Below are 25134 nucleotides of genomic sequence, written 5' to 3'. Positions count from 1 at the left end.
TATTGAACTAACAAAACCATTAATGTTAACTTTTTTTTAAAAATTTTTTCTTAATTAGTCGGCCGAAAACACCGGAAATACTGAATCTGGCAATGTAGGCTGTTGCAAGCGATCAAATACGTAGTTTCCTATTACTAAATAGTCGATTCCTGATTTCATAAATGCAAGAAATGCTTCTTCAGGAGTATTAACAATTGGTTCTCCTCTTACATTAAAAGAGGTATTCACCACCATAGGACATCCTGTAAGTTTCTTAAAACTCTTAATAAGTTCGTAGAATTTTGGATGCATGGTGGCAGAAACGACTTGTACACGAGCTGAAAAATCGACATGCGTAATAGCAGGAAACATTGAACGTTCCTGATACAACCTTTCGAAAATTGTTGTAGCAGGTTCTTCTGTTGTGCGTGTGTGATAGCTGGATTTAAGCTTACCGACATGCAGCATATATGGAGATGGAATAGTTATATTGAAATAATCCTGCAGATCTTCTTCTAATATTGAAGGAGCAAATGGTCTGAAACCTTCCCTGAATTTTACTTTTAAATTGAGTTGCTGTTGCATCTCAATTCGACGGGGATCGGCCAGAATACTTCTGTTGCCTAAAGCACGCGGACCAAATTCCATTCGATCCTGAAACCAGCCAATCACTTTACCATCCGCTAAATGACCACTAATTAGTGCTGTTAATTCTTCAAAATTAGTTACATCATTAGCAGTAGCACCGAATCGTTGAATCAACTTTCGTACATCCTTTCCTGAGTATTCTGGTCCAAGAAATGCCCCTTTCATTTTATCCGTAGTTTCAACAACTCTATCTTTCTGTAACCCTATATGATGGGCAGCTAAAGCAGCGCCCAAAGAACCACCAGCATCTCCGGCAGCCGGTTGGATCCAGATTTCATCGAAGTAGCCGGCAGCCGCAATTTTACTATTGGCCACACAGTTGAGTGCCACCCCTCCTGCCATCACTAATTTCTTACTACCTGTTAGTCTGGCGGCGGTTTGTACAAGCAGCGCTACTATTTCTTCCATTACCTGTTGAATAGCCAGGGCCAGATTCTGATGTACTAAGGTGATCTCTGATTCTTCTTCACGCTTCGGCATTCCAAAAAGCTTTTCCCATTTATGTTTTACAATCATGGTCATGCCAGTAGCAAAATCAAAATAATCCATATTTAATAATATGGAACCATCCTCACGAATATCTACCAGGTGAGTAAGAATTATCTCTTTAAATAATAGTGTTTGAGAGTGATCCGGTTGTCCGTAAGGTGCCAGGCCCATCACTTTATACTCTCCACTATTTACTTTGAATCCTAAAAAATAGGTAAAGGCAGCATAAAGTAAACCAGGGGAATGAGGAAATTTCAGTTCACTTAATAGTGTAATATCTTTTTCTTTTCCATAGGCAATAGTAGTTGTAGCCCACTCTCCTACTCCATCTACCGTAAGAATTGCTGCTTCACAAAAAGGAGAAGGATAAAATGCACTTGCGGCATGCGACAAATGATGCTCCGGAAAAAATAGTGGTTTATTAGTGGTATTTAATTTCTTAAGTTCTTTTTTTAAGAGCCTTTTCATGAAAATTTTTTCTTTCAGCCATACTGGAATAGCTTTAAGAAAACTTCTGAGACCTCTGGGCGCAAAGGCATGGTATGTTTCCAGCAGTCGCTCGAATTTCAGGAGTGGTTTATCATAAAATGCGACGGCTGTGATATCGGAAGCTGAAATACCAGCTTCCTGTAAAACATAATTTATAGCATTGACGGGAAATGATTCATCATGTTTCTTTCGGGTAAAACGCTCCTCCTGTGCGGCGGCTATTATTTCTCCATTTATTATAAGAGCTGCAGCACTGTCGTGATAAAAAGCTGATATCCCTAAAATGATTTCCGTCAAAATATTTTAAAATATTGAATAAATAAATGGTGCCAGGGCCGATACGCTTGTAAGTGCCACCAGGATTGCCATTAATAGTAAAATGACAATTAATGGTAATAACCAAAATTTCTTCCTCGTTTTTAAAAAATAGAAAAGCTCCTGTAAAAATTCCATAACGCGATAATAATTGCTGTGCTAAAAAGTATGTTGTAAGTCGGCTGGTTTATATGTTTTCTGGCAATTCACCATTACGGAATTACTACCTTTCTTAAATTGCCGTAACAATAAACTATCACGGCCGCGCCATCTTCTCCATAATCCTATGGGCAGAACAATCAGTGAAAATATTATGGTGAGTAGAATATGCACATTAACGACCCCCAATAACTCTGAAAATCCCAACCATATTCTTGCCAATGGAGAAAAAAGTCGCGGCGCCAGAATGGTAATCAGCAAGCATGTTACAGCCAATAACACAAATTGCCAATTATGATAGTAAAGTCCGGCCACCATAGCTGCCAATGCAGCTACCTGACCAAATTCCATCGCCTGTGATTTCGTAATAGCTCCTTTAATCACTATGCCTTTTTTAACTGGTTACTTAGTGCCAGGGCTTCTGCATTTTTAGGTTCTTTCTCCAATACTTTATCTACATATCTTGAAGCTCCTGTTATATTTCCCATTTTAAAATATGCTGTAGCAATCTGATTCAGTAAATGCAGGTTGCCTGGTTCATTTTGGATGGTTTCCTGCAATACCAGCACTTCCAACACCAGCGTCCTGACTTTTTGCAGCTCCATTTTCCGTTCATTATTGGCAATGGCATAATCGAGATATGGTAATGCTTCTTTAGGCTTATCCAGTTGTAATGCCAGTACGAAAATCATCCTTGCTTTATCGAATGATGGAGCCAGAAGAAAGGCGCGTTGAAAGAAGCACATTGCTTCAGGTAAATTATCGGCCTTTCCATAATTATTGGCGGCTTCTTCGAAATAAACCGGTTCGGTTGGATTTTCTAAAGCCAATGCTGATAATACTTTTGCGGCTGCATTCCAATTCTGGGTTCTGCTATAATTAGTTAATAATTCTTTCATAACAGTAGCCCAGGAAGTATGGCGGAAAGCAATCTCGTAGGCCCATTGCTCTTCAGGTCCGTTGATTATCGTAGTATCATTATTGGTGCCCTGATTGAAAGGCCAGCTTCTCTTAAGGTTTGCAATTTTATAGGCACCAGACAAAGAATCAACAGCTGTTAGCGGCATTTTAGCTCTGAGCTGGTGATAATCCATTGTTTCAACAGTATTTTCAGGTAATATTCCTTCCTGCTTTAATGCCTGATAAAAAGCATCCGACATTAACGAGTATCCTCTTAAATTAGGATGCACATGCTCTAACAATAAACTTTCACCAATAATGTGTGCCAGGCAATTCACTTCAAAAACAGATCTGACATCTACCAGGTGCGCTTGTTTGTATCTGGTGCACAACTGAGCAATTACTTCATTGAGTTTTGAAGGTGCGCGGAAACGAAGCACATCATAATCTCTTGCATTATCGAAATAAGCTTTGCCGGCAACACTATCACGGGCGTTTAAGCTAAGCAAACCCAGGTAATAGTTACAGCCGGCATGTTGACCAAAAATATTGTTGGCTGACAAAAATGCCTTTTGTGCAGCGATGCTGTCTCCCTTTGCGATAAGATCCTGGCCTTCACGGTATGATTTATTAAAGTCGGGATACTTAATACTATCTACCGGAGCACTAATAAACGGGAAGAGGTCATATTCGCTGGAAACCAGGTTACTAATAAAAACAGGTATATGAGCCTTATCCAGTACACCCAGTGCCTGGCCCATATTATTAGTAAACTGCTCTATACCTCGTTTATAAAGTTCGGATCCGATCTGTATTTGCTGATTGGCAACCATTAATTCCATTCTTGTTTTACCGTCGGCAGGGGAATTAGTGGTAGAATTAAGGAACCTGATCTTATTAAAAGTGTTGCTAATAAGTTGTGTTAATCTCAGTTCTCTGAGTTTCAGGACCAGTTTAATCATAAAAGGGCTACCTGCAACTTTATCGGTACTACCGGCGCCCAGTGCGCCATAATATTCATTATGGCCGGTATAAATTAGTACCGCATCTGGCTGATAGGGAATTATTTCTTTTGCAAAACCCGCGACTGTATAGGAATTAACCCCTGTTAGTGAAATATTAATGATCTCAAATTGCTTATTAGGGTAGTTATGCCATAACCGGTATTGCAACCACCGATGAAAGGAACCATTATGAAAATATGGATAGCCTATAGTAGTAGATTCGCCCAGTACAAAAATTCTGATGGAATTGGTATCCTTTACTTTTTTAAATAGTTCCTTATTTCCGGTTGTTGCAATTTGTTCGTTAGAGAAATATTTCAGAGAGGCGGAAGGATTCAATACATAATAATCTTCTTTACCCGGGGCTGTAATAAATAATTGCAGGTCATGACCATAATTAAAAACACGTAACAGCCCTTCCACTGCACCCAGTATAAAAAAAGGAAAAAGAATACTGATGATTTTAATCATCAGTATTCTTCTTTGTCGTAATAAAACGGCCTGAGTGCCATTGTCGTGGAATCGAGTCTTATTCATTTGCATGCAATTTAGACCCACCACCTTAATAACGGCACTAATTATACACTAACAAACCAGCCAATTTTAATTAATTCTTAATTTTTATTCTACAGAATACTCATTGAAGGCATGAGGGAACTCTTCTCCATACATATGATTGTATTCTTTTGCAAATTTATTGAAGGCAGCTTTAGCGAGAGAATGCCTGCCGAGTCCGACCAAACTACTGCATTTCATCCTCAAGGCTTCTTCATTTACCGGATCGAAAAGGAAAATACTATCAGCGATTTCTATCAGTAGTTCAGGGTCCGATTTAAATTGAGCCGCAGATTCTGTAAGAATATCCAGGGAGATATTTGAGATTTCTGACTGAATATCCTCCAACCAGATATAATTAGCATCTGGCAGGAAGGAGCCTCTATGTAATAATTGAAGTAATTGTTTCACTCCCTGGCGGGTCAAAGGTCTTGGGCCCTGAATCCATTGTTGAAAATCTGCCAGGTCCATTCTGATTTCGGATGCATCATATTGAAGACTCCATCTATCAGCCTCCTTTACAAAAGAACAAACTCCTAATTTATCTAATATGGCTTTTAATTTCACCATATTAACAGACCTGTTGTTCTGGGCCTCTTTATTTGATTTATCACGCCAGAGTGTAGCATATAATCGATCAGAAGAAATACCTTTTCCTGAACGGATGGTATGAATTGAGATCAGGAGGAATAATTCCTTCAATAATGGAGTAAAGAACCTGGTAATATCCTGGCCATCCTTATCCAGTACTTCAAATGGGCCAAAGAAGAAAACCTGTCCTCTTTTATCAGTTTCAGATATAATAGCCTCTGTATCAGAAGTAACTACAGGCGTATGTACAACTTCATTTACAGGTATATCATCTACCGGAGCTTCATGTACAGGTGCTATTACAACCTCTTTTTTCACTACTGGTAAATCGTTGACAGGCTTAGGAACAGGAGCTGTTGCTTTAATTGCAATCGGTTTCTTTTTCCTGAAGATCATGAGAATTATTATTCCTGCAGGAATCAATAGCAGATAATACCAGTGCGAAATAGATTTAGCAGGAACAACACTGCTGGCCAATGCATTTGGAGGAAATTCGAGGCTATATGCTTTTACTTCCGTTATATTATCCTTGGAAGTATAAAGTGTGACAGCAACGAGTTTATTGCTTTCCTTACAGTAATATAAATCGGCAAATGACTTGATATCATGGAACGAATAAGGGATACTATTACCTAGCAGCCTGTAATTAGGCTCATGGAAATTACCTTCTATTAGTTGTAAACTGGTATTGAATTTATCGTTTGGAAAAATTAATGCATAATAATTATGTGTTTCAGGGTCAATTACCATGCTATTGGCAAAACAGAATTGTTCCGGCGGTTCAGGGAACTGATATATTTTAGAGAAAGAGTGATCTTTCACTGAAAAAGCAAACAGATCGTAATAATGTCGTGGATTTACCACCTGATTACCGCTGTTGGAACCATAGCCACCCAGAATATAGGCCGTGTCACCATCCTCATTAGCACCTACAGCTGCCATATAACGGGGAGTGAGTCTTTCACCGCGAACCGGGATAGAATCCCATTGTTTGGTAGAGAACTGGTAGCGTTGTACAGTATTTTTATACTGCATCTGACCATATCCGCAGAGGATATATAAGGAGGAATCGGCTTTCGAAACAAATTTGTTGGCCTGCCAGTAGATAGTCAGTAAATCAGGTGTGTAATTGATATCCCAACGTCGGCTGGTTGTATCGTAGGCTCCAATTTTTTTCTGATCTATATAGAAGTTATACAACTTGTCATTATATGGGTTGTAAACAGACTGGCTACCTGGCATGAGGCTATCCAATCGCTGAGTTAGTTTTATGGCCTTCTGCTGTTCGCTTTTAAAAGAAATACTGTAAAGCGTATCAGAGGAAACTATATAGAGTACTTCGTTATTTTTGTCGAATGCCACACTGGGATTACCCTGAATTTCCCAGGTATGTACAGGTTTCCAGCTTTGATGGCGGGGCCCTATCCAATTGGCATTTTTAATCAGCGCTATTTTTCCTTCTTTAGTATCTGTGGCGGTATTACCTTCATTTTCAGACAGCGGCCAGTTATATTTTAACTTATCTCCCTCTTTTATTTGAATATTTCGAATATTCATTGGAGGAATATCAACGGTTTGGAAGCCTTCAAAGCTATTTGTACCGAAGAAGATACGTTCGCAGATAGAGGAACCAAATTTAGCAGGTCCTTTTATTACGAGTTTATCATTTACTAAAATGGAGGCAGATTGATTATCTAAATCGAACTTAATCGCAAAATGTACCCATTTATTATGGAGTGCTACAGAATCTACCAGGAAAGTTTTAGAAAAGCTTTCTCCGATTACGAAATTGAAAGTGCGTTCTCTTTGATTGTAAACCAGGTCGATATTCTGGTTATTAGCATCAATTGTTCTGAATATATAGCCAAAATAAGTTTCTTTATATGGAATGAAATTCAGGTCGAATGAAATTTCTGTATTCTTTTTAAAGCACAGCGGACCTGAAGAAGATAGATTCAGTGTAGTTCTTTTTTCCTGCACTACCTCATGGCTGGAAAAGCGCAAGCCATAAGACTGCGCGAAACCAGAAATGGTAACCAGGTGAATGTGTATAAATAGTAAAAGGATAAATTTCCGCATACTCCGCTAAAAGACTAATAATACTAACTAATTAAACTCATCGATTTAACCCCATGTGGAATATACAAATAATAAACAAAATAGTGCTTTTTTATGTCTTAAGAATCAACGACAAATGTAAAAATCACACGTAATGTTGGCTGTTAGCTCCCTCTGTTTAGGTATTAAACGAACTTTTTTTCTACAGAAAACGACCCACTAATAATTCCCATTCCTTCTCCTGGGAACAAGCTGGCATTTCTTCCCCGGCTCTACGGTACCAATAATTTGCATTCCAATGATCCCCTTCCACCCGATGAAGATATGCATGTATTCTGGCTGCTTCTGTTCCTGATAATCCATCTACCAGATCATGTGCTTTTTTCCAATCGCCTTTTCCATCATACCATAAGGCATTTAAATATACATTCAGGTTTTTGGGCGGAGTTGCTCCTTGTAAAGACTGCTTAAAGTCAAGTAAATCCATTTCTAAAGTTTACCAGTCATAATAACGTGACTCCAAATATACGGAAGCATCAGCCAAAATGACAACTTTAACCCAAGTATATCAGGAAATTAGCTAAAAATTAGTGGTATTGACCCTTAATTTTTTATGAATTAGTGAGACCTTTTATCCAAATTTCTTAGAAAGTATACTGAATTCTATTATTTTAGGCCTTCCTAAATTAAACCTTTATTGATTCATGCGTGAACAATTAAAAAAAGTAAAACTCGCATATTCCGCCTGTTTTATTGTCAGTCTGACATTCATTAATCCATGCTCAAATGCTATGGGTACGGCTTCTACGGAAAAATTAGCGGCCCCTGATTTGAGTACAGGAGTATTATCAACCAATTATCTGCTACATCGAAAAAGAAGTGTAGATACTACCCTTAAACCGGAAGATAACAGGTTTACAAAAACTATATTATCGAACGATCTTAATGAGCCCATGGAATTGGCGGTTACCAATTCCGGTGGTGTATATTTCATTGAGAGAAATGGTAAGCTATATTATTTTAATCCGCTTACCAACCAGACAAAAATCGTATATACCTTCCCGGTGCTACCAGACACCAAAGAAGGATTTGGAAATGGACTACTGGGAGTTACCATAGATCCCAATTTCGATAAGAACCGTTATATCTATTGCTTCTATACGCCCAACAAGCTCCCGGCAGCTCAGAGAGTTTCCAGGTTTACTATGACCAGTAATGAAGTATTAGATCCAAAAAGTGAAAAAGTATTAATTACAATTCCTCTTGAGCTGGAAGTGAGCGCTCATACCGGAGGCTCGCTCGACTGGGATAAAGAAGGTAACCTATTTATTTCTACCGGAGATAACACCGTGCCTTTTGCATCCAATGGTTATGCACCATTAGATCGTATTCCTGGCCGTATCACATTTGATGCTGAAAGATCAGCCGGTAATACCAATGATCTCAGAGGTAAGATCCTGCGAATCCATCCCGAACCCAATGGCACCTACACTATTCCTGAAGGTAATTTGTTTCCTAAAGGAACAGCCAACACACGTCCGGAAATCTATACAATGGGCTGCCGTAACCCTTACCGAATTTCAGTAGATCCGGCAACTGGCATTGTATATTGGGGAGAAGTTGGTCCGGATGCCGGTAGAGATAGTGATCAGGGTCCGCGTGGTTACGATGAAATCAACCAGGCTAAAAAACCAGGCAACTATGGATGGCCATATGTAGTTGGTGATAATAAAGTCTACCCAGCTTACGATTTTGCTACAAAAACAATAGGACAATATTATAAAGCGGAAGCACCGGTAAATGAGTCGCCCTACAATACAGGTCTTAAAGTTTTACCGCCAGCAACCAAAGCGATGATCTGGTACCCTTACGATAAATCACCTGAATTTCCTGAGCTGGGAAGTGGGGGCCGATGCGCGATGGCTGGACCTGTGTATCATTATAATACTACACTGGCCAATAAGAAAGGGTTTCCTGCCTACTACGATAAAGCATTATTTATATATGACTGGATGCGCAACTGGGTATTTGCAGTACGACTGGACGAGCAACAGAACTTCGTAGGCTACGAACCATTTATGGAAAGTAACGGCGATTTCAGACGACCAATAGATATGGCATTTAGTAAAGATGGGGTGATGTATGTACTGGAATATGGATCGGTATATGGAATTGACAATGATGATGCCCGTCTGGTGAAGGTAACATTTAATAGCGGAAACCGTGCGCCTGTAGCGCGTATCAACACTGTTGATACAGCGGGAACCATACCTTACAAGGTTAGCTTTGATAGTAAGGGTAGCTACGATTTCGATAATGATGCATTAACATATGAGTGGACATTTGGAGATGGCACTAAAGATAATTCCGCCAATCCAACCCATACTTATACCAAACCCGGAGTACATAAAGCCATCTTAAAAATCACAGATCCATCAGGTGCCAGCAGCAGGGATACAGTAAAGATCTATGCCGGCAATACAGCTCCACTGGTAAAAGTAACGACTACCGACAACAACACATTCTATTTCGATAACTCACCTCTTCATTATAAGGTAACTGTTACCGATAAGGAAGATCCTACCATTAATCTCGCAAGATTGAGAGTAGGACTTCATTATATGCCTAAATCCAAAAACCAGGCAACCAAAGGACATCAGCTGCCTACTACAATGCCAGTACATCCCGGAAAAATAATTATGGAAGGAAGTGATTGTAAGGCATGTCACCAGATCGATAAACCATCAGTGGGGCCTGCCTTCGTAAAAGTAGCGCAACGTTACCGTACCGATAAAAAAGCTCCAACCTACCTGGCAAATAAGATTATCAAAGGTGGTGGCGGAGTATGGGGAGAACATTCTATGGCCGCACATCCACAACTCTCGACAGATGAGGCCGGACAAATTGTTAAATATATTCTTACGCTTGCAGATCCTAAAACTCCGGCTAACCTGCCCGCCCAGGGAAGTATAGCATTAAAAGATCATCTTGCAAAAGATAAATTTGGTAACTATATACTTTCAGCTACGTATACAGATGGTGGTGGAAAGGCCGCACCATTGAGCGCAAGTGGTATTCTCCTACTGCGTCCATTACGCCTGGAGGCTGAAGATGCAGATGATGTAAATAACATCAGCAGACAATCAAATCAACTCGGTTCAATCCATAACCAATCCTGGTTTGTATTTAAACAAATAGATCTGAAAGGGATCAAACAACTGACCTACAGATTTTCTTCATTAAATCAGGATGCCATATTGGAAGTACATACTAATAGTCCGGATGGCCCTAAGATCAGCGAGCTGCAATATAGTGCCACTGGCGGATGGGATAAGTTTACAGAACAAACGGTAGCGATCCAGAATCCTGGAGGCGTTAATGACCTTTACTTTGTATTTAAGAAAGAACAAAAACCAAATCAGCATTTATTTACGCTGGATTGGGTTGAGTTTAAACCTTAAGTATGGAATAAATATGAGAAAGGGGGCTGTCTCAAAGTATGAGACAGCCCCCTTTCTATTTCGTTGTTGATCTCTCAATTCACCATTACTGCTTTTGCCCGTACAGGCACCTTCTTCTTATTACTCCTTCCCCACCAGATATAAAACCCGGTAACAGGTAACGAGGCAGCAATTAAGGAGGCAAGAAATGCCAGTATTTTACCAGGAATTCCCAACACACTACCTACATGCAAATCGTAATTCATTGCACGAATTGATTCGCCGTTATTAAGAGATGCCCAATCTTTTACTTTAAGAGTAGCACCAGTATGCTGATCGAGCTGCACTCTATCTGCCAGGTATAAAGGTTTCTTATCGTTTCGGGAAAATGAATGGACAGGACTTTTGTTATCTGCCGGAATGGATATAAAAAACAGATTGGCAGCAGGCGACTGACGTTCTGCAGCAGCGAGCATATGATCGAGGGAAAAGGCTGTAGTATTAGTTGTATCTGAAAAGACCGGAGCAACCGGAGTAGCTGACTTTCCTTTGTTGGCAAGCCATTGAACAGAATTATCGAACCATGAAAATGCTATAACTAAACCTGTTAGAGAGATAATCAATAATACCAGTAATGAATAGAATCCAAGAATATTATGCAGATCATAATTCTTCCTTTTCCATTTCGTTGAGTCTTTCCATTTAAAAGCAAAACGTTGTTTGGCAGCAGCCTTATTTGATGGCCACCATAAAATAAGACCAGAAACCAGCATTACAACAAAAATGACTACACTCCAGTTGACAATAGGCTTACCTATTTTTGTTCCAAGAAGAAGATTGATATGAAGATTCACCACTACGTTGAAAAATTCCCATTTGGTATCTTCAATCTTAAGCACTTTTCCGGTATAGGGATCAATAAAAACGCGCCAATAGTATTTAGTATAATTTGCATGTCCGATAGCCTCAGGATCTACCTTAACAGCTCTGAAATAAATACTTCTATCGGCTGCCAGCGGGATTTCAACTGCCTTTAATGGGTAAGTTTCACCTACTGCTTTTTGTGCAATTGCCCGTAATTGATCTATTGGCAATCTTTGCCCGTGTGAGGGCACAGTAACGTACATACGCTCTTTATAACAAATAGGTTTCAATTCATCAATAAAAGCATACAGACACCCTGTAATAGCAATAACAAACACCACCAGCCCAGACAGAAGTCCGAGCCAGCGGTGAAGTTGAAGGATAGATTTTTTCACATTCATTTGGCGGGTCCTATTTATCTACGTCCATGCAATAGGTAACGCAATGCCAAATTCGCTCAAATGGTTTTCCCTCATGTGTTCCACTGATATTTTCTGTAAAGGTGCCTTCCAGCATATATTTACCACTCCAAAAAGGCTGGAAAGTAACAGCACCCTGCTCATCAGCCTTGAACTTCTTTGCCCAACCAGCAGGCGATTGCACTGTCAGTTCTGCCGCCTCAGGAGTTTTTTCCTGCTTGTACAAAAACTTTACGTTGGTTGGCTGATTCACCTTAAACTTTTTATTCTCCTGAGCCAGTAATGTAAAATCTGTTCTCTGTGGCAATTGTGCCAATCCTTCTGCAGAACCATTTACCTTCACTAATCCCAGGGCGTAATAACGGATTTTGCTTCCGCCATATACTTCCTGTACAGTATGGTCTACAGATAAAGTATAGGTTCCGGCTACTGTTGGAGTAAATGTTGCTTTGAAATGATTGCCATTGGCAGTGCATTGCAACGCCTCTTTTTTACCATCGGGAGCAATAAGATAAAGCGTAAAGTCTTTCATGTTGCTAAACCAATGTTGAGTAGAATCTCTTTGTCCATCGGCATATTCACCCAAATAAACTTTAACCTCCTGGGTTTGCCCGATCTTGCCAGTGGTAATGGTTTCTATCCACAGAGCATGTGCAAAGAGGGCTTGCATACTGAAACAGAATAAAACGGTAAATAGTAATTTTCGCATATTGTTATTTTTTAAAAACGGTATCCAACATTGAGACGAACATTCCGGCCTGGCTCTGTTTGCCAGTAATAATAACCTCCGGAAGGAGCGCCAGTATAGAGATATGCATCCAGCAGGTTATTGACCAGAACATTTACATTAATCTTATTGATCTGGTAACCCAAACCTGCATCCAGTCTGAAATAATCCGGCAGGGGATTTTCAGATTTATCATAAACCATTCCTGCCACTCTTCCTGCCATATACTGATAGCCCACGGAAGCTCTTAATCCTTTTAGCGGTGAATTTCCCAGCGTATAGGATAACCAGGAGTTTTGAATATGTCTGGCCGTTCCGGCAACAGCATTTCCTACAAATTCTTTTTGTTCATCTTTAGAAACAATAGCGTCGGTATAGGCATAGTTGACAACCAGGTTCAGGTTTTTCACGATTTCTCCCTGTACATCTACCTCTACTCCTTTGATCTTCTGTTGCCCGTTTGTGCGCATATAAATTGGGTTATTCGTGACAGGATCGGGGTGGTCCTGATCTGCTGTCTGCACATTATTTTTAACCATCTGATAAACAGAGATCGTAGAGCTTACTCTTCCATTCCACCAATCGCGCTTTAGTCCTACTTCCAGGTTATCGCCGGTCAGTGGTTTAAAGTTTCTTTTCAGGTAATCGAGACCTGGGTTGGCCATGAAGAATACATCATAAATAAAGTAGACAGCGGTATGCTTATCTATCGAATAGCTCAGCCCCAAACGTGGAGTGAACTTACTATCTGTATATGATCCTTCGTATGGATTGACATATTTATTGGTAGTATATCTACCTGCCAGGGTTACACGTAATTTATCGTCCAGCAGGCCGATTTCGTCCTGTAAATAAAGCGCATTATAACCAAGGGTATATTGCACGCCCCTTTCGCGGATATTTCTGCTACGATCCCAAATAGGCATAGTAATACCTCCATAAACCGGTTTATAAATATTAAACGTTGAATCGCCCAGTGTAGCAGCCTGGTTCCAATCAGCAAAGTAGTCACTGTATTTCATATCCAGTCCTGCCAATACTTTATGAGTAAGTGAGCCGGTAAAAAACTTTCCATTCACAAACACCTGGCCACTACGATTAACACCTAAAGCATCCCAGATACTGAGATTTCTTTGAACCAGACTATCGTTGCCCGGAGTGGTGAAGCCTTTTGGCCACATACTCTGTCCGATTTGATTATATCTGAAATAACCGGCTTGCGCAGTTAGTTTCCAATCCTGATTAAACTGATGATCAAACATCACCATTAAACTATGATCATAGATATTGGTGGGGGTCATATTGGGTTCAATAGATGTAAAATTCTTCGGCAGATCACCATATCCTTTCTTAGAGAAGGAATAGTTACCACCTATAACAGGCAATTGCATGTACTGGAGGTCGTACTCCACAGTTACACTACTTTTATCGTCGATCAGGTACTTCAGCACAGGAGCTATGGAATAGCGGTTTGTATATTCATAATCGCGATGTCCATTTTTAAGCTGGCCCATGATGTTAAATCTATATAATAGTTTACCGTCTTTAGATAGTTTCCCATCAAGATCCAGAGTAGCTCTGTAGGTATCGTAGCTACCAAGAGTCAGGCCTACTTCACCCTGTTGGGTTCCTGTTGGTTTTTTAGTAACAACGTTATATAATCCACCCGGTTCGCCGTTAGACAGCATAAAACCTGCAGGACCTTTTACAAATTCTATACGGTCGACCATACTCATATCTTCGGCCAGAGGGCTCCACTGGCTGCTGACTATATTCATACCATTTCTGAAAGCGGTAATCTGAGAGCCACGTACATTAATTCTTGTGTACATATCCCAGTGGCCAATTCGCTGAGCACCACTAACATTACGGGTAACCCCTTCCTGCATATCAAAAACCTGCTGATCTGCCAGCACGTCTTTTGTAACCTCTTGAATGTTCTGAGGTACTTCTACAATCGGAGACTGAAGGCGCAAGGAATTGGATACAGTACCTGCATTATAGCGTTTATGTTCGCCTACTACTGTAAACTCTTTCATTTGCTGGCCGGTTGCATTTAGCTGAAGCTGCACCTGCGTAATCTTATCGGTTTCCACAACTACTTCCTGATGAATAGTTTCATAGCCGAGATAAGATGCTTCCAGGGTATATTGTCCGGGTTTTACCCTTTTAATTACAAACTCTCCTTTTGCATCGGTAAGCGCACCATGATTGGTATTTTTGATGCGAACTGTTACATAAGCGGCTGGGGCTCCATCAGATGTAATAACCTTACCTTTAACGGCTGAAAGAATATCGGCAGCACTGGCGCTGGTAAGGACGGCTAATAATAAAATGGGGATTAGTATATATCGCCTGTAGATTTGGTTCATTATTTTTTTTGAATGCAAAAGTATAAGCCTTCAAAAAAAGGATATTACGCAAACGGGAAATTGATTTACGAGATTGGGAAAAATAAAAAAGGCCGGCCTAAGGGCCAACCTTTTAACAGATTGATTAAAGAAGCTACATCATTTACTCCATAGGCGTATCGATTTTTCACTAAATTATTTTCACAATACGCATTGTATTTGCGTTACCTAATCTGTGAAACAGTACCCTTAAGTAATTTTTCGGTGATATACGCCTTACTTTTTGTTAAGTGATAGTACAATTATTAGTTTATTAAATACCCACACGCCTCTCCTCCTCTCCTTTAGGTTTTATCTTATCCTCTTTGATCACTTTACCGAAATTCAGGATCATTGTTAATACAACTCTGCGTTGACCGTACCAGTGGGTGAAACGGTTATCCATAACATTCTTGTCTCTGAACCTAAGTGAAGAAACATTGGAATTCGTGAGGTCATAAGCATTCAATTTTGTTTGCAATCGATTATTTAACCAACTTTTCCGGATACCGATATCTATATTACCAAAAGGTCTTATATAATACAGGCTATTTCCACCCCGGGTATGATAGTACATGAAAATATCGAGCGTCCAGTTTTTTGGTAAAGTAAATGTCTGGCTCCCACTACCAGCAGCATCCAGAACAGGTATTGCATATACGGTATCCAAGTAAGGAGTTCGTTCTTTCCTGTAATATCCTTCAATATTAAAATTCATTTGCCACCACCTGTTTACCTGAATAGGTATTGTTGCTCCTGCCCCCAGGAAATCAGTTTTTTCAAAATTCTTTCCCAAATAAGCCAGTGTATTCGTTACCGTATCATAAACAGGATAACGCCCGAGAGGATGCTCATCTCTTCCTGCAAAAACATTTACCTGATAGGATTTCAGACTATAGGCTATACTTAGTTTATTGGTAATGGCCGGTTGTAATAATGGGTTACCTACACGATAATTCAATGGGCTGAAATAAAACCTGAATGGATTGAGCATGTCGAAATTTGGTCTGGTAATACGTCTGTTTGCAGTAAATACAATTTGATCATTGTCTTTTAGATGCCAGTTAACTACTATTCCGGGAAGCCAGGTTAAAAAATTCCGTTTTGTCAGATCTTTGGTAGTTATTGCTTCTGCTTTGCTATAGGTATGTTCGGCTCTTATTCCCAACTGGAATTGCCACTTTTCTTTGGTAAGCTGATAAGTCAGATACCCCGCATTTATTAATTCACGATACCTAAAGCTATTTGTGCGGCTGCTATCCAACTCAAAGATGCTTCTATTATTAATTGTGTCATATTGCAGGTCGTTGCCGGTGGTTGAATAAGCCGATCTGACGCCTGCATTGAAGAGATATTTTTCTCCGGCCACTGTATAATCTGCCTGCCAGGTTCTGATTGCTATTTTGTTTTTCAAAGCAGTTTTCCAGTAAGAAATCAAATCTGCCGATGGTAAGTCGATATGCTGAATATCTTCCTGTTGATTATTGCTAAAATTACTCATGGATGCCAGCAACTGAAGTTCACCTTTCTTTAGTCTGACATTATAACTTAAATCGATTGTTTGGTTATTTTGCCTGGGGGTAGAAAGATTGGAGCTGGCCGAATGTGCTACAGTTTCCGACTGTTTATCGTTTCTGGTAAGGAGATCGTTTTGAGAATCTATTTGTTTATTAATATAAAATGCTCTCCATAATACACCGATCTGCTGATTTTTGGTAATCTGGTAATCGATTCCCCATTGGTAACTAAAACGATTGGTACCAGTCAGAATTTCTGTGGATGTTGCCTGGTAGTTAGTATTATGTAAATGCTGCAATGCATTATACCTGTAAATTCCTGTACCTGTTGTATACCCCAACAGAACCTTGTATAAAACCTTTGGGGTTTTATATTGAAGATTGACATTATTATCAGACAGATTGTATTCATTTTGTTGTAATTGCAGATTGATATTGCCTCTCCAGCCGGTTGTATTATTTTGTTTTAGTTTGATGTCTATAATATTTTTATACTCGCCATCAAATTTCGCGGATGGCTGAATTACAGAGAGGTTAGCAATAGCATCAGGTTGCAGGGTACTAAGAAGCTGCTGCAATGCATCCGGGCTTAATTGTACTGGTTTGCCATCTAAAAATATTGTTACTGTTCCATTATACAGCGAAATTGTACCATCACTTGCAACTTGTACTCCCGGGATTTTCTTTAGAATATCCAGTGCATTGGCTGCTGCTTTAAATGATGGGCTACCGATATTAAAAATTAGCCTGTCGGCCTGCCGGACGATCTCTGTTTGTTTACCATTTACAACTACCTCACTTATTGAGGTTTTACTTTCGGTTAGTGAAATATTAAGAATAAAGGAATCGGGATGCAGTTGGTAATAAAGTCTTTCATATCCTAAAGCAGAAAATACCAGTATCCGGGCATCCGGTATTTTATCTAAATTAAACCGTCCAAGTGAATCGCTGATTGTACCAGATAATATTGATGAATCAGTATTGCAGAGCGCAATATTAACAAAGGCAATTCCTGTTCCGGTAGATTTTTCAAATACCCTGCCCTTAATCTGTGCCTGTACGGAGAAACAAAATAAAAAACAACCAAGTAAAAGCAATACAACAGCCTTTCCGTTAATCATAGATTTTCTTTTTCACAAACCTAGCCGGGAGACTTAATAAGGAGGTACGAATCCTTTAAAATCGGAGTACGGATTTATAAAAACGTACTCCGATTATTATCTAAATAATTGATTATTAATCTGATATAATTTTGTATATAAGGATTTTAAATAGTGGATTGGGTGTTGATTTGAGTCGATTTGCGGAAAAGAGTTTTTATGATGGTGGAATTTAATAGTCGATTTATCTCTTTGGTGAATAGTTGATCTACAAGTTTCACTTTAGCTATTAAATTAAGCGCAATAGGTTTTTATTGTCTTTATGTGATAGATAAATTTCATTTACCGTAAGCGCTAGTAAGTTAAGGAGAAGGGAGTTGATTGAATATTGAATTCAATTTAAAGGACTGGTTTCATGTACTGTAGACTGGGCAGGGGTAAACCCTGCCCCTACAGGATTTCATCGAAACTATATTTTCATCTGGTAGTAATATTTCATGTTAAATGTCAATCTACTAATTTCAATTCTTTAAAGAAATAAATCTACAATATAGAAACTGTAATGTGCTGAAGCCCTGTAGGGGCAGGGTTTCATCGAAACTATATTTTCTTCTGGTAGTAATATTTCATGTTAAATGTCAATCTACTAATTTCAATTCTTTAAAGAAATAAATCTACAATATAGAAACTGTAATGTGCTGAAGCCCTGTAGGGGCAGGGTTTCATCGAAACTATATTTTCTTCTGGTAGTAATATTTCATGTTAAATGTCAATCTACTAATTTCAATTCTTTAAAGAAATAAATCTACAATATAGAAACTGTAATGTGCTGAAGCCCTGTAGGGGCAGGGTTTACCCCTGCCCAGTCTACGGTAAAGGAAATTTATCAATCAAATAAAGACAATAAAGCATACCAATCCTTCAAATTGAAACCAATATTCAAGCAATTCATTGACCCTGAATAGCATAGGCCTTCCAGCAGCCACAGAAAATAAATCCAACCTATCAGTAACTTATTAATATTTGGCATGCCATGCCAGTTAAAGTCAATATTTCAACACCTTTCGAATCAAGCCACCCCACTTATATCCTTATATGAAGAAGGAGTATGACCGGTTATTTTCTTAAAAACAGTATAAAATGTAGATTTTGAATTGTAGCCGACTTCATAACCAAGGGCTTCAAAACTCAGTGGAGAGGCGTTCATGATAAGTTTGCATGCTGCTTCAATTCTATATTCATTGATATAGGTTGAACAACTTTTACCCAGGTTTTCGTTTAAGAGTTGAGACAACTGATGTGGTGTAACCGAGATAGCCTGCGCCAAATCTATGAGTTTCAGATTAGGGTCTTTAAACCTTTCGTTCTTCAACATAAATTCATTGAGTTGTTCGAGCCAGATTTCAGCATTGGCGGAGGCTATTCTTTTCTTTTCAGATTTTGGTGCTTCAGTTTCGGGAGAAATAATGGCCCAGGTATTTCCTTTCAAACAAAAAGATAATACCAGATAAAAAATAAGGGAGAACGAAACGGGGCCAATTATATACATTCCTTTGATCAGGTTGAAAAGTGTAAGCACATAGATCATAAAGATCACCATATTACCCAGCCAAAGTACGATCTGAAATTTATGAGCCGGCGACTGGTCGGAAAAGCTGGTAAATCCGGCTTTCAGGGTGTCGCTCATCAAATATCCGGTTGCAAGAAGGTAAATGCCCCATTGCAGGTATAAAATTCGAACTATTACAACGTTCCAGAGATCAACATTTGACTCATATGGTAAAATTACGCCTCCTACAACAACAATAGCCAGGAGAATCAGCCCATGGATCTTCCAGGCAGTGGGTACCTTGACTACTTTATCCTGAATTGTTTTTATATAGAAAAACAGTAATGGGCCAACCAAAAAGCAGGTAGATAAGCCAATTTGTAGATAAATCCTTGGCAGGTCGGGATTAAAATAAAGCAAAACAGATTTTCCGACACGTATACTGAACAAAAGCAATAAAGTACCCAGCAGCAAGGCCGAAACAGACTTTTTACGCTTGTTTAAAAACAGGTAAAGGCATAATATCAGCCCATTCAAAGCACCTAAGGCACTAAAGGAAAACAAAATCTGGTAACCGATATTCATACTAGTAATTACTTAATTCCGGGAAATTAAAGAATATTTTGATTTCAATACGGGTATTCTATGAATCTATATCTATGGTTATTTTAAAGGCAATGAATAACTTTGCGGATCAAAATACCGGAGGCATGTCTATAATTCAGTCAGATATTCAAACATTAAACATTGCAGAACTCTTGAAACAGGACCCTTTATTTGTGTTTGCACTGGAATACGAAGCAACAGAATTGTTTGAATCTGTAAAGCCACTTTTTGTTGGAATCGGAAAAGTGAATGCAGCTTATCATCTTACAAAAAGAATTGCCCGGCAGAGGCCTGGATTAATAATAAACCTGGGATCGGCAGGTAGCAATAAATTTAGTAAAGGCTCAGTAGTTTGCTGTAACAGGTTCATCCAACGGGATATGGATGTAAGACCACTGGGATTCAGTAAATATGAGACCCCGTTATCTGGTCAGGCACCACTGCTGGAATATGGATTTGCAGCACCCGGATTACCATCAGGGATCTGTGGTACAGGAGATAGCTTTGAAACGGGGCATCAGACCGAAGATTATGATGTAATAGATATGGAAGCCTATCCACTGGCCTGGATAGCACAGGAGGAAAAAATCCCCTTCCTATGCCTAAAATATATTTCAGATGGAGCCGATGGTCAGGCAGCAGAGGATTGGCAAGTTACCGTACACTCTGCGGCTGAAGTGCTAAAACAGGCAATAGACCAATTATCGGTGCCATAAATACCTTTTAAAACGGAAAGCATGGATTTTGTTTCTTATTTGGATGTATTCGAGAAGATCTTAAATAACCCGCAACCGCCAGCACCTTACGATAACCCGGATTATTTTAACTATGCCAAGTTGAACTGGTCGAGGATGCACCGTTGGTTAAAACAGGCTACTATAGCGCCTGAAACCAAATCAGTTGTAATGGCAATAACGCAACCACAGAACTGGATTGTTATAACTGAGCCATGGTGCGGTGATGCGGCACATATAGTACCCTTCTTTGAATTACTTTCGGCATTAAACCCGATGATTAAAGTTGATTATCAATTAAGGGATAGCCCTCCCTTTCTGATCAATGAATATCTGACAAACGGAGGTAAATCTATTCCCAAGCTAATTATTCGTAATAGTGATGGCAAGGATTTGGGAACCTGGGGGCCAAGACCTGCAGAATGCCAGGAACTTTACAACCAGTTAGTAGCAGAGAAAGCAGATTTCGAAACACTTAAAACAGAACTGCAAAAGTGGTATAATAAAGATCAGGGCAAATTAATCCAGGCAGAATTAACGCAATTATTGGCAACTACTCAACAATAAATCATACTAAAAAGACAGGAGGTACTGCAAAACAGATTTGCATCTATATACCCGTTAAGCCCCTCGGAAGCAGTCCTCCTGTTAATAAATTAGCTGCATACTGTTAAATTAGCCAATGGAAGCAGATATTAAATTGCAGCTATGTTAAATTTGAAATTTCCTGCTATCTTTGCAGCACAGGAAATGGTGTCTTCCTACTGAACCGCTCGCAGAGCTGATGGCGCCTACAAATTTTTTAAATATTTATTGCTTTGTAAAGCAATAGCTTATTAATTTGTAGTGCATGAAACAGCTGAATACTTCTCCAGAGCAACTGGCAATTACCAAATACTTACTGAAGTGGACTTTATTAGTGTTACCTGTATCTATCGTAGCAGGCTCACTGGTAGCTTTATTTTTATGGTTACTGGAGAAAGCCACAGATTACAGGCTTGAACATCCCTGGCTACTTTATCTGTTACCGCTGGCAGGTATTTTTATTTATTGGCTATACAAGCAATGGGGCCAGCAATCGGCTGCGGGGAATAATCTCATTATTGATGAAATTCATCAGCCGGGAGGCGGAGTGCCGGCAAGAATGACACCCTTAATCCTTATTACCACTGTAATTACCCATCTGTTTGGTGGCTCAGCCGGCCGGGAAGGCACCGCCGTACAAATCGGCGGAAGTGTGGCCCAATACTTCGCCAGCCTCTTCAGGCTATCAAAAGAGGATATTAGTATCTTACTTACAACCGGAATTGCAGCAGGATTTGGAGCCGTATTTGGCACCCCCGTTACCGGCGCTATCTTTGCCCTGGAAGTTTTAGCAATTGGTAGAATTAAGCATAAAGGGCTGCTCCCTTGCCTCATGGCTGCCGTGCTTGCAGATTTTGTATGTAGTGCATGGGGAATTCATCATACCAAATACACAATCAACTATATCACCAATACGCACATCTTTGATGGTTGGTTACTACTTAAAGTAATAGGAGCAAGTATCGCATTTGGATTGTGCAGTTTCATGTTTGCCTCTACCACCCATACAATTCAACATTATAGTAATCGGTTTATAGCCAAAAAATGGTTGATTCCGGTTGCAGGTGCCTGCATATTGATCTTATTTACCTGGATACTACAAACCGACGACTATTTGGGGCTGGGTGTTAGTAACCCCGATCCTAATGCGGTGACCATTGTTACCAGCTTTCATGAAAACGGTGCCACTAATTTCAGCTGGCTTTGGAAGCTGTTATTCACAGCTATTACATTAGGAACCGGATTTAAAGGAGGAGAAGTAACCCCTCTCTTTTTCATTGGTGCTGCTTTAGGAAATACTATAGCCATACATACAGGAGCACCGGTAGATCTGTTGGCTGGTTTAGGCTTTATAGCCGTATTCGCCGGAGCTACCAATACTCCTATTGCATGTACTGTTATGGGTGTAGAACTATTCGGAGCCGATAATGTACTTTATTATGCCGTAGCCTGCTTTACCGCTTATTATTTTAGCGGTCATTCCGGTATCTATGGTGCGCAACGAGTTGCTGTTCCTAAATCTGATATCCAGTTTCCTTTTCCAACGCTTAGGGATAAACGTAAAAAATAGAAAAGGATTATTCTGATTTGAGATGTTTTACCGGATTAGTTAATGCAGCCTTTACCGATTGCACGCTAACCGTTACAAGTGCGATAAATACCGCTAGCAGGGCAGCTCCTACAAACATCCAGATGGTAAGATCAAAATGGTAAGCATAACCATTTAACCACTCTTTCAGTAAGTACCAGCTAATAGGAGTAGCTATAATTATTGCAATAATTACAGGTTTTAAATATTCTTTAGACAGAGTGGTAGTTACATTCATTACGGAGGCTCCTAATACTTTCCGGATGCTGATTTCCTTTCTGCGTTGTTCGGCTGTAAATACAGAGAGACCCAACAATCCCAAACAGGAAATGAATACTGCCAGAACAGCAAAGATAGTTGCCAACTGTTTCAACATCGATTCGGACTTATATAAGCGATCGAACTCCTCATCCAGGAAATGATATACCAAAGGATAATCAGGATTCTGCTTCTTAAATACCTCACTGATACCCGCTATCGCAGATGAAGCGGCACCGGGGTTTAATTTAAGCATCATATATTGGTTTTGCCTCTGTTGAAGCATCAAAACCATAGGTCCTATTTCCTTATGCATGGAATTGAAATGATAATTCTTTACCACTCCTATTATCTGGCCTTTACCATGCCAGAAGTTAATACTTTTCCCCAGCGGTTCATTCATTCCCATGACTCTGGCTGCAGATTCATTTATGATATAGGCATTGCTATCTGATGGAAAATCTCTCGAAAAATCCCTTCCCTCTTTTAACTGAATTCCCATAGTTGAGAGAAAATCATACCCTACTAATAAAGGGGTAGTAGATAAAATCAATTTATCTGGTTTGCCCTCCCATTCGAGATCGGCACTCATAGATTCGAGTGCAATGGGAATCCAGCTGGTGTAGGTAACAGCTTTAACCTGTGGCAACTGCTTTACTGCATTATCAATCGCCTCCGCATGTTCCATTGCCCCATTATCCAACTGCACATACATCATATTGGCTTTGTCTACTCCCAGGTTGCGATTATAGATATAGCTGGTTTGGTAATAAATACCCAGGCTACCCACAATAAAACCAAATGAGAGTACAAATTGCAGGATTACAAGGTTTTTCCTAAGCATTGTTCCACCTCCCATTCTCAAATCTCCTTTTAAAACTTTAAGCGGGGAAAAACCTGAAAGTACAAATGCCGGATAGCTTCCTGCAAGTAAGCCTGTAATAAGGGTAATACCAAGTAATATGGCCAGATATTTTGCCATTACAATTCCATGCAGTGATATTTCCTTTCCGGTTAAATTATTGAAGAAGGGCATTATACAGAGAACAGCAATCATGGCTACTATTGCTGCCATTAAAGTCATTACCATTGCTTCACCTGCAAACTGGAAAATCAGGGTCTTTCTTGCTGCACCCAACGATTTCCGTACACCTACTTCCCTCCCTCTCTTAGAAGCCTGGGCTGTGGCCAGGTTCATAAAGTTGATACAGGCAATTGCCAGCACAATAAATGCTGTAAAAAGAAATAATCGTACGTATTCTATTCTTCCGCCGGCAATTTTGCCATTGTCATACCTGTTATATAAATAGATATCTTCAAATGGCTGTAACCAAAGGTATTCCTTCTTACCACCAGACTGGAAAGCAATTTCCTGCATTTTTTCAGTGAGTTTAGCGACATCCGTACCCGGGTGCAACACCAGATAATTACTAACGCTAAAACTTCCCGGCCTCATTAACCATGGTGACTCCTGAACCTTATAGTCCAATGACAGGATGCACTGGAATTTCAAATCTGCATTTGAGGGCAAATCGTCCAATACTCCGGTCACCTGCACTGTCTTTCCATTTTCTAACTGAATAGCATTGCCAACAACATTCGTTGTTCCAAAGAAGCTCCGGGCCAACTCTTTTGTAATAACAATCGCATCTGGTCGGGTCAGGGCTTGTTGCCTGTTACCAGCCAGTAATGGGTAATCAAAATATTTCAGAAAATTTGATGTAGCATAAACTGTATTTCCTATCTTTTCGGTATGCTTCTGCGTTTTAAGTAGTAATTGGTCTTCGTTGGCAAATACCTTAACTATTGACTCTATCTCCGGATAATGGCCCTGTAACTTATCTCCCATTACTATAGGCGTTATTGTCATAGTTTGCAGACCACCCCAATGTTCGTTGGCATGCAGACGGTAAATTCTGTCTCCATTTTTGCTGAATTTATTTACATTATATTCATCAAATACCCAGCATAAAATCAGCATACAAATGGTCAACCCAAAGGCAAGACCCAATACATTAATCAGAGTATAAAACCGATTATTTTTCAATGTCCGAATTGCAATAAGCAGATAATTCCTAAGCATAATAGAATAACAAAGTAGTTGACAGCAGAATTCAATCGATATGCCAAAAGCCAGATCCTTATCCACATTGCCTCTTCCTGGTAAAAC

The 25134-nt window shown here is 39.6% G+C and carries 16 protein-coding genes and 1 riboswitch; of the genes, 4 read left to right on the top strand and 12 right to left on the bottom strand.

All coding sequences use genetic code 11. The features are described from left to right. Positions 1 to 54: 54 nt before the first annotated feature. From DVR12_RS04060 to DVR12_RS04040, 6 genes are all read right to left on the bottom strand, one after another. Entirely contained in the window at positions 55 to 1902 is a 1848-nt protein-coding gene (locus tag DVR12_RS04060; RefSeq protein ID WP_116974159.1) for a carbamoyltransferase family protein, read from the bottom strand. Positions 1903 to 1908: 6 nt separating this feature from the next. Further along, on the bottom strand, positions 1909 to 2058 hold the full coding sequence (locus DVR12_RS28100) for a DUF5989 family protein (protein ID WP_394337588.1): 150 nt from the start codon (positions 2056 to 2058) through the stop codon (positions 1909 to 1911). 21 nt (positions 2059 to 2079) lie between these two features. After that, entirely contained in the window at positions 2080 to 2463 is a 384-nt protein-coding gene (locus DVR12_RS04055) for an SxtJ family membrane protein (protein WP_116974158.1), read from the bottom strand. Further along, a complete protein-coding gene (locus tag DVR12_RS04050) occupies positions 2463 to 4520 on the bottom strand; it encodes a tetratricopeptide repeat protein (protein ID WP_158563196.1) in 2058 nt (685 codons plus the stop codon). The genes DVR12_RS04055 and DVR12_RS04050 overlap by 1 nt, the downstream gene beginning before the upstream one ends. An 84-nt stretch (positions 4521 to 4604) precedes the next feature. Then, a complete protein-coding gene (locus DVR12_RS04045; RefSeq protein ID WP_116974156.1) occupies positions 4605 to 7208 on the bottom strand; it encodes a galactose oxidase in 2604 nt (867 codons plus the stop codon). Positions 7209 to 7389: 181 nt separating this feature from the next. Next, positions 7390 to 7674: a hypothetical protein gene (locus tag DVR12_RS04040; protein ID WP_116974155.1), complete on the bottom strand. Its 285-nt coding sequence runs from the start codon at positions 7672 to 7674 to the stop codon at positions 7390 to 7392. Between the two features lie 217 nt (positions 7675 to 7891). On the opposite strand from DVR12_RS04040, the gene DVR12_RS04035 reads away from it, so the two are divergent. Further along, positions 7892 to 10648 (top strand): PQQ-dependent sugar dehydrogenase, encoded by a 2757-nt coding sequence (locus DVR12_RS04035; protein ID WP_116974154.1) that lies wholly within the window; start codon positions 7892 to 7894, stop codon positions 10646 to 10648. Between the two features lie 74 nt (positions 10649 to 10722). Here DVR12_RS04035 and DVR12_RS04030 read toward each other — a convergent pair whose 3' ends face one another. From DVR12_RS04030 to DVR12_RS04010, 5 genes are all read right to left on the bottom strand, one after another. Then, positions 10723 to 11892 carry a PepSY-associated TM helix domain-containing protein gene (locus tag DVR12_RS04030; RefSeq protein ID WP_116974153.1) on the bottom strand — a complete coding sequence of 390 codons (1170 nt, stop codon included), beginning with the start codon at positions 11890 to 11892 and terminating at the stop codon, positions 10723 to 10725. Positions 11893 to 11902: 10 nt separating this feature from the next. Then, positions 11903 to 12619: a hypothetical protein gene (locus tag DVR12_RS04025; protein WP_116974152.1), complete on the bottom strand. Its 717-nt coding sequence runs from the start codon at positions 12617 to 12619 to the stop codon at positions 11903 to 11905. A gap of 11 nt (positions 12620 to 12630) precedes the next feature. Beyond that, complete coding sequence (locus tag DVR12_RS04020; protein WP_116974151.1) at positions 12631 to 15009, bottom strand: TonB-dependent receptor; 2379 nt, start codon at positions 15007 to 15009, stop codon at positions 12631 to 12633. Positions 15010 to 15301: 292 nt separating this feature from the next. Beyond that, positions 15302 to 17665 (bottom strand): outer membrane beta-barrel protein, encoded by a 2364-nt coding sequence (locus DVR12_RS04015; RefSeq protein WP_116974150.1) that lies wholly within the window; start codon positions 17663 to 17665, stop codon positions 15302 to 15304. Between the two features lie 1048 nt (positions 17666 to 18713). After that, entirely contained in the window at positions 18714 to 19778 is a 1065-nt protein-coding gene (locus tag DVR12_RS04010) for a helix-turn-helix domain-containing protein (protein ID WP_116974149.1), read from the bottom strand. A gap of 125 nt (positions 19779 to 19903) precedes the next feature. On the opposite strand from DVR12_RS04010, the gene DVR12_RS04005 reads away from it, so the two are divergent. The 3 genes from DVR12_RS04005 (at position 19904) to DVR12_RS03995 (ending at position 22688) form a co-directional block, all read left to right on the top strand. Beyond that, entirely contained in the window at positions 19904 to 20515 is a 612-nt protein-coding gene (locus tag DVR12_RS04005) for a 5'-methylthioadenosine/S-adenosylhomocysteine nucleosidase family protein (RefSeq protein ID WP_116974252.1), read from the top strand. A 21-nt stretch (positions 20516 to 20536) separates the two neighbouring features. Beyond that, a complete protein-coding gene (locus tag DVR12_RS04000; protein ID WP_116974148.1) occupies positions 20537 to 21100 on the top strand; it encodes a thioredoxin family protein in 564 nt (187 codons plus the stop codon). Positions 21101 to 21270: 170 nt separating this feature from the next. Next, positions 21271 to 21334: riboswitch (Fluoride riboswitch) on the top strand. Positions 21335 to 21383: 49 nt separating this feature from the next. Next, the gene (locus tag DVR12_RS03995; RefSeq protein WP_116974147.1) at positions 21384 to 22688 is read left to right on the top strand and encodes a voltage-gated chloride channel family protein; all 1305 of its coding nucleotides are present in this window, start codon (positions 21384 to 21386) and stop codon (positions 22686 to 22688) included. A 7-nt stretch (positions 22689 to 22695) separates the two neighbouring features. Here the strand turns inward: DVR12_RS03995 and DVR12_RS03990 are convergent, their stop codons facing one another. After that, complete coding sequence (locus DVR12_RS03990; RefSeq protein WP_116974146.1) at positions 22696 to 25047, bottom strand: ABC transporter permease; 2352 nt, start codon at positions 25045 to 25047, stop codon at positions 22696 to 22698. Between the last annotated feature and the right edge of the window lie 87 nt (positions 25048 to 25134).

The sequence above is a fragment of the Chitinophaga silvatica genome, assembly GCF_003419895.1.
Classification (GTDB): Bacteria; Bacteroidota; Bacteroidia; order Chitinophagales; family Chitinophagaceae; genus Chitinophaga; species Chitinophaga silvatica.
This window is presented reverse-complemented; position numbering and strand designations above follow the sequence as displayed.

What these genes read in the sequence shown, in the direction of transcription:
- DVR12_RS04030 (WP_116974153.1), bottom strand. Translation starts at nt 11,892, where the DNA reads ATGAATGTGAAAAAATCTATCCTTCAACTTCACCGCTGGCTCGGACTT.
- DVR12_RS04000 (WP_116974148.1), top strand. Translation starts at nt 20,537, where the DNA reads ATGGATTTTGTTTCTTATTTGGATGTATTCGAGAAGATCTTAAATAAC.
- DVR12_RS04025 (WP_116974152.1), bottom strand. Translation starts at nt 12,619, where the DNA reads ATGCGAAAATTACTATTTACCGTTTTATTCTGTTTCAGTATGCAAGCC.
- DVR12_RS04015 (WP_116974150.1), bottom strand. Translation starts at nt 17,665, where the DNA reads ATGATTAACGGAAAGGCTGTTGTATTGCTTTTACTTGGTTGTTTTTTA.
- DVR12_RS04005 (WP_116974252.1), top strand. Translation starts at nt 19,904, where the DNA reads ATGTCTATAATTCAGTCAGATATTCAAACATTAAACATTGCAGAACTC.
- DVR12_RS04010 (WP_116974149.1), bottom strand. Translation starts at nt 19,778, where the DNA reads ATGAATATCGGTTACCAGATTTTGTTTTCCTTTAGTGCCTTAGGTGCT.
- DVR12_RS28100 (WP_394337588.1), bottom strand. Translation starts at nt 2,058, where the DNA reads ATGGAATTTTTACAGGAGCTTTTCTATTTTTTAAAAACGAGGAAGAAA.
- DVR12_RS04040 (WP_116974155.1), bottom strand. Translation starts at nt 7,674, where the DNA reads ATGGATTTACTTGACTTTAAGCAGTCTTTACAAGGAGCAACTCCGCCC.
- DVR12_RS04035 (WP_116974154.1), top strand. Translation starts at nt 7,892, where the DNA reads ATGCGTGAACAATTAAAAAAAGTAAAACTCGCATATTCCGCCTGTTTT.
- DVR12_RS04020 (WP_116974151.1), bottom strand. Translation starts at nt 15,009, where the DNA reads ATGAACCAAATCTACAGGCGATATATACTAATCCCCATTTTATTATTA.
- DVR12_RS03990 (WP_116974146.1), bottom strand. Translation starts at nt 25,047, where the DNA reads ATGCTTAGGAATTATCTGCTTATTGCAATTCGGACATTGAAAAATAAT.
- DVR12_RS03995 (WP_116974147.1), top strand. Translation starts at nt 21,384, where the DNA reads ATGAAACAGCTGAATACTTCTCCAGAGCAACTGGCAATTACCAAATAC.
- DVR12_RS04045 (WP_116974156.1), bottom strand. Translation starts at nt 7,208, where the DNA reads ATGCGGAAATTTATCCTTTTACTATTTATACACATTCACCTGGTTACC.
- DVR12_RS04050 (WP_158563196.1), bottom strand. Translation starts at nt 4,520, where the DNA reads ATGAATAAGACTCGATTCCACGACAATGGCACTCAGGCCGTTTTATTA.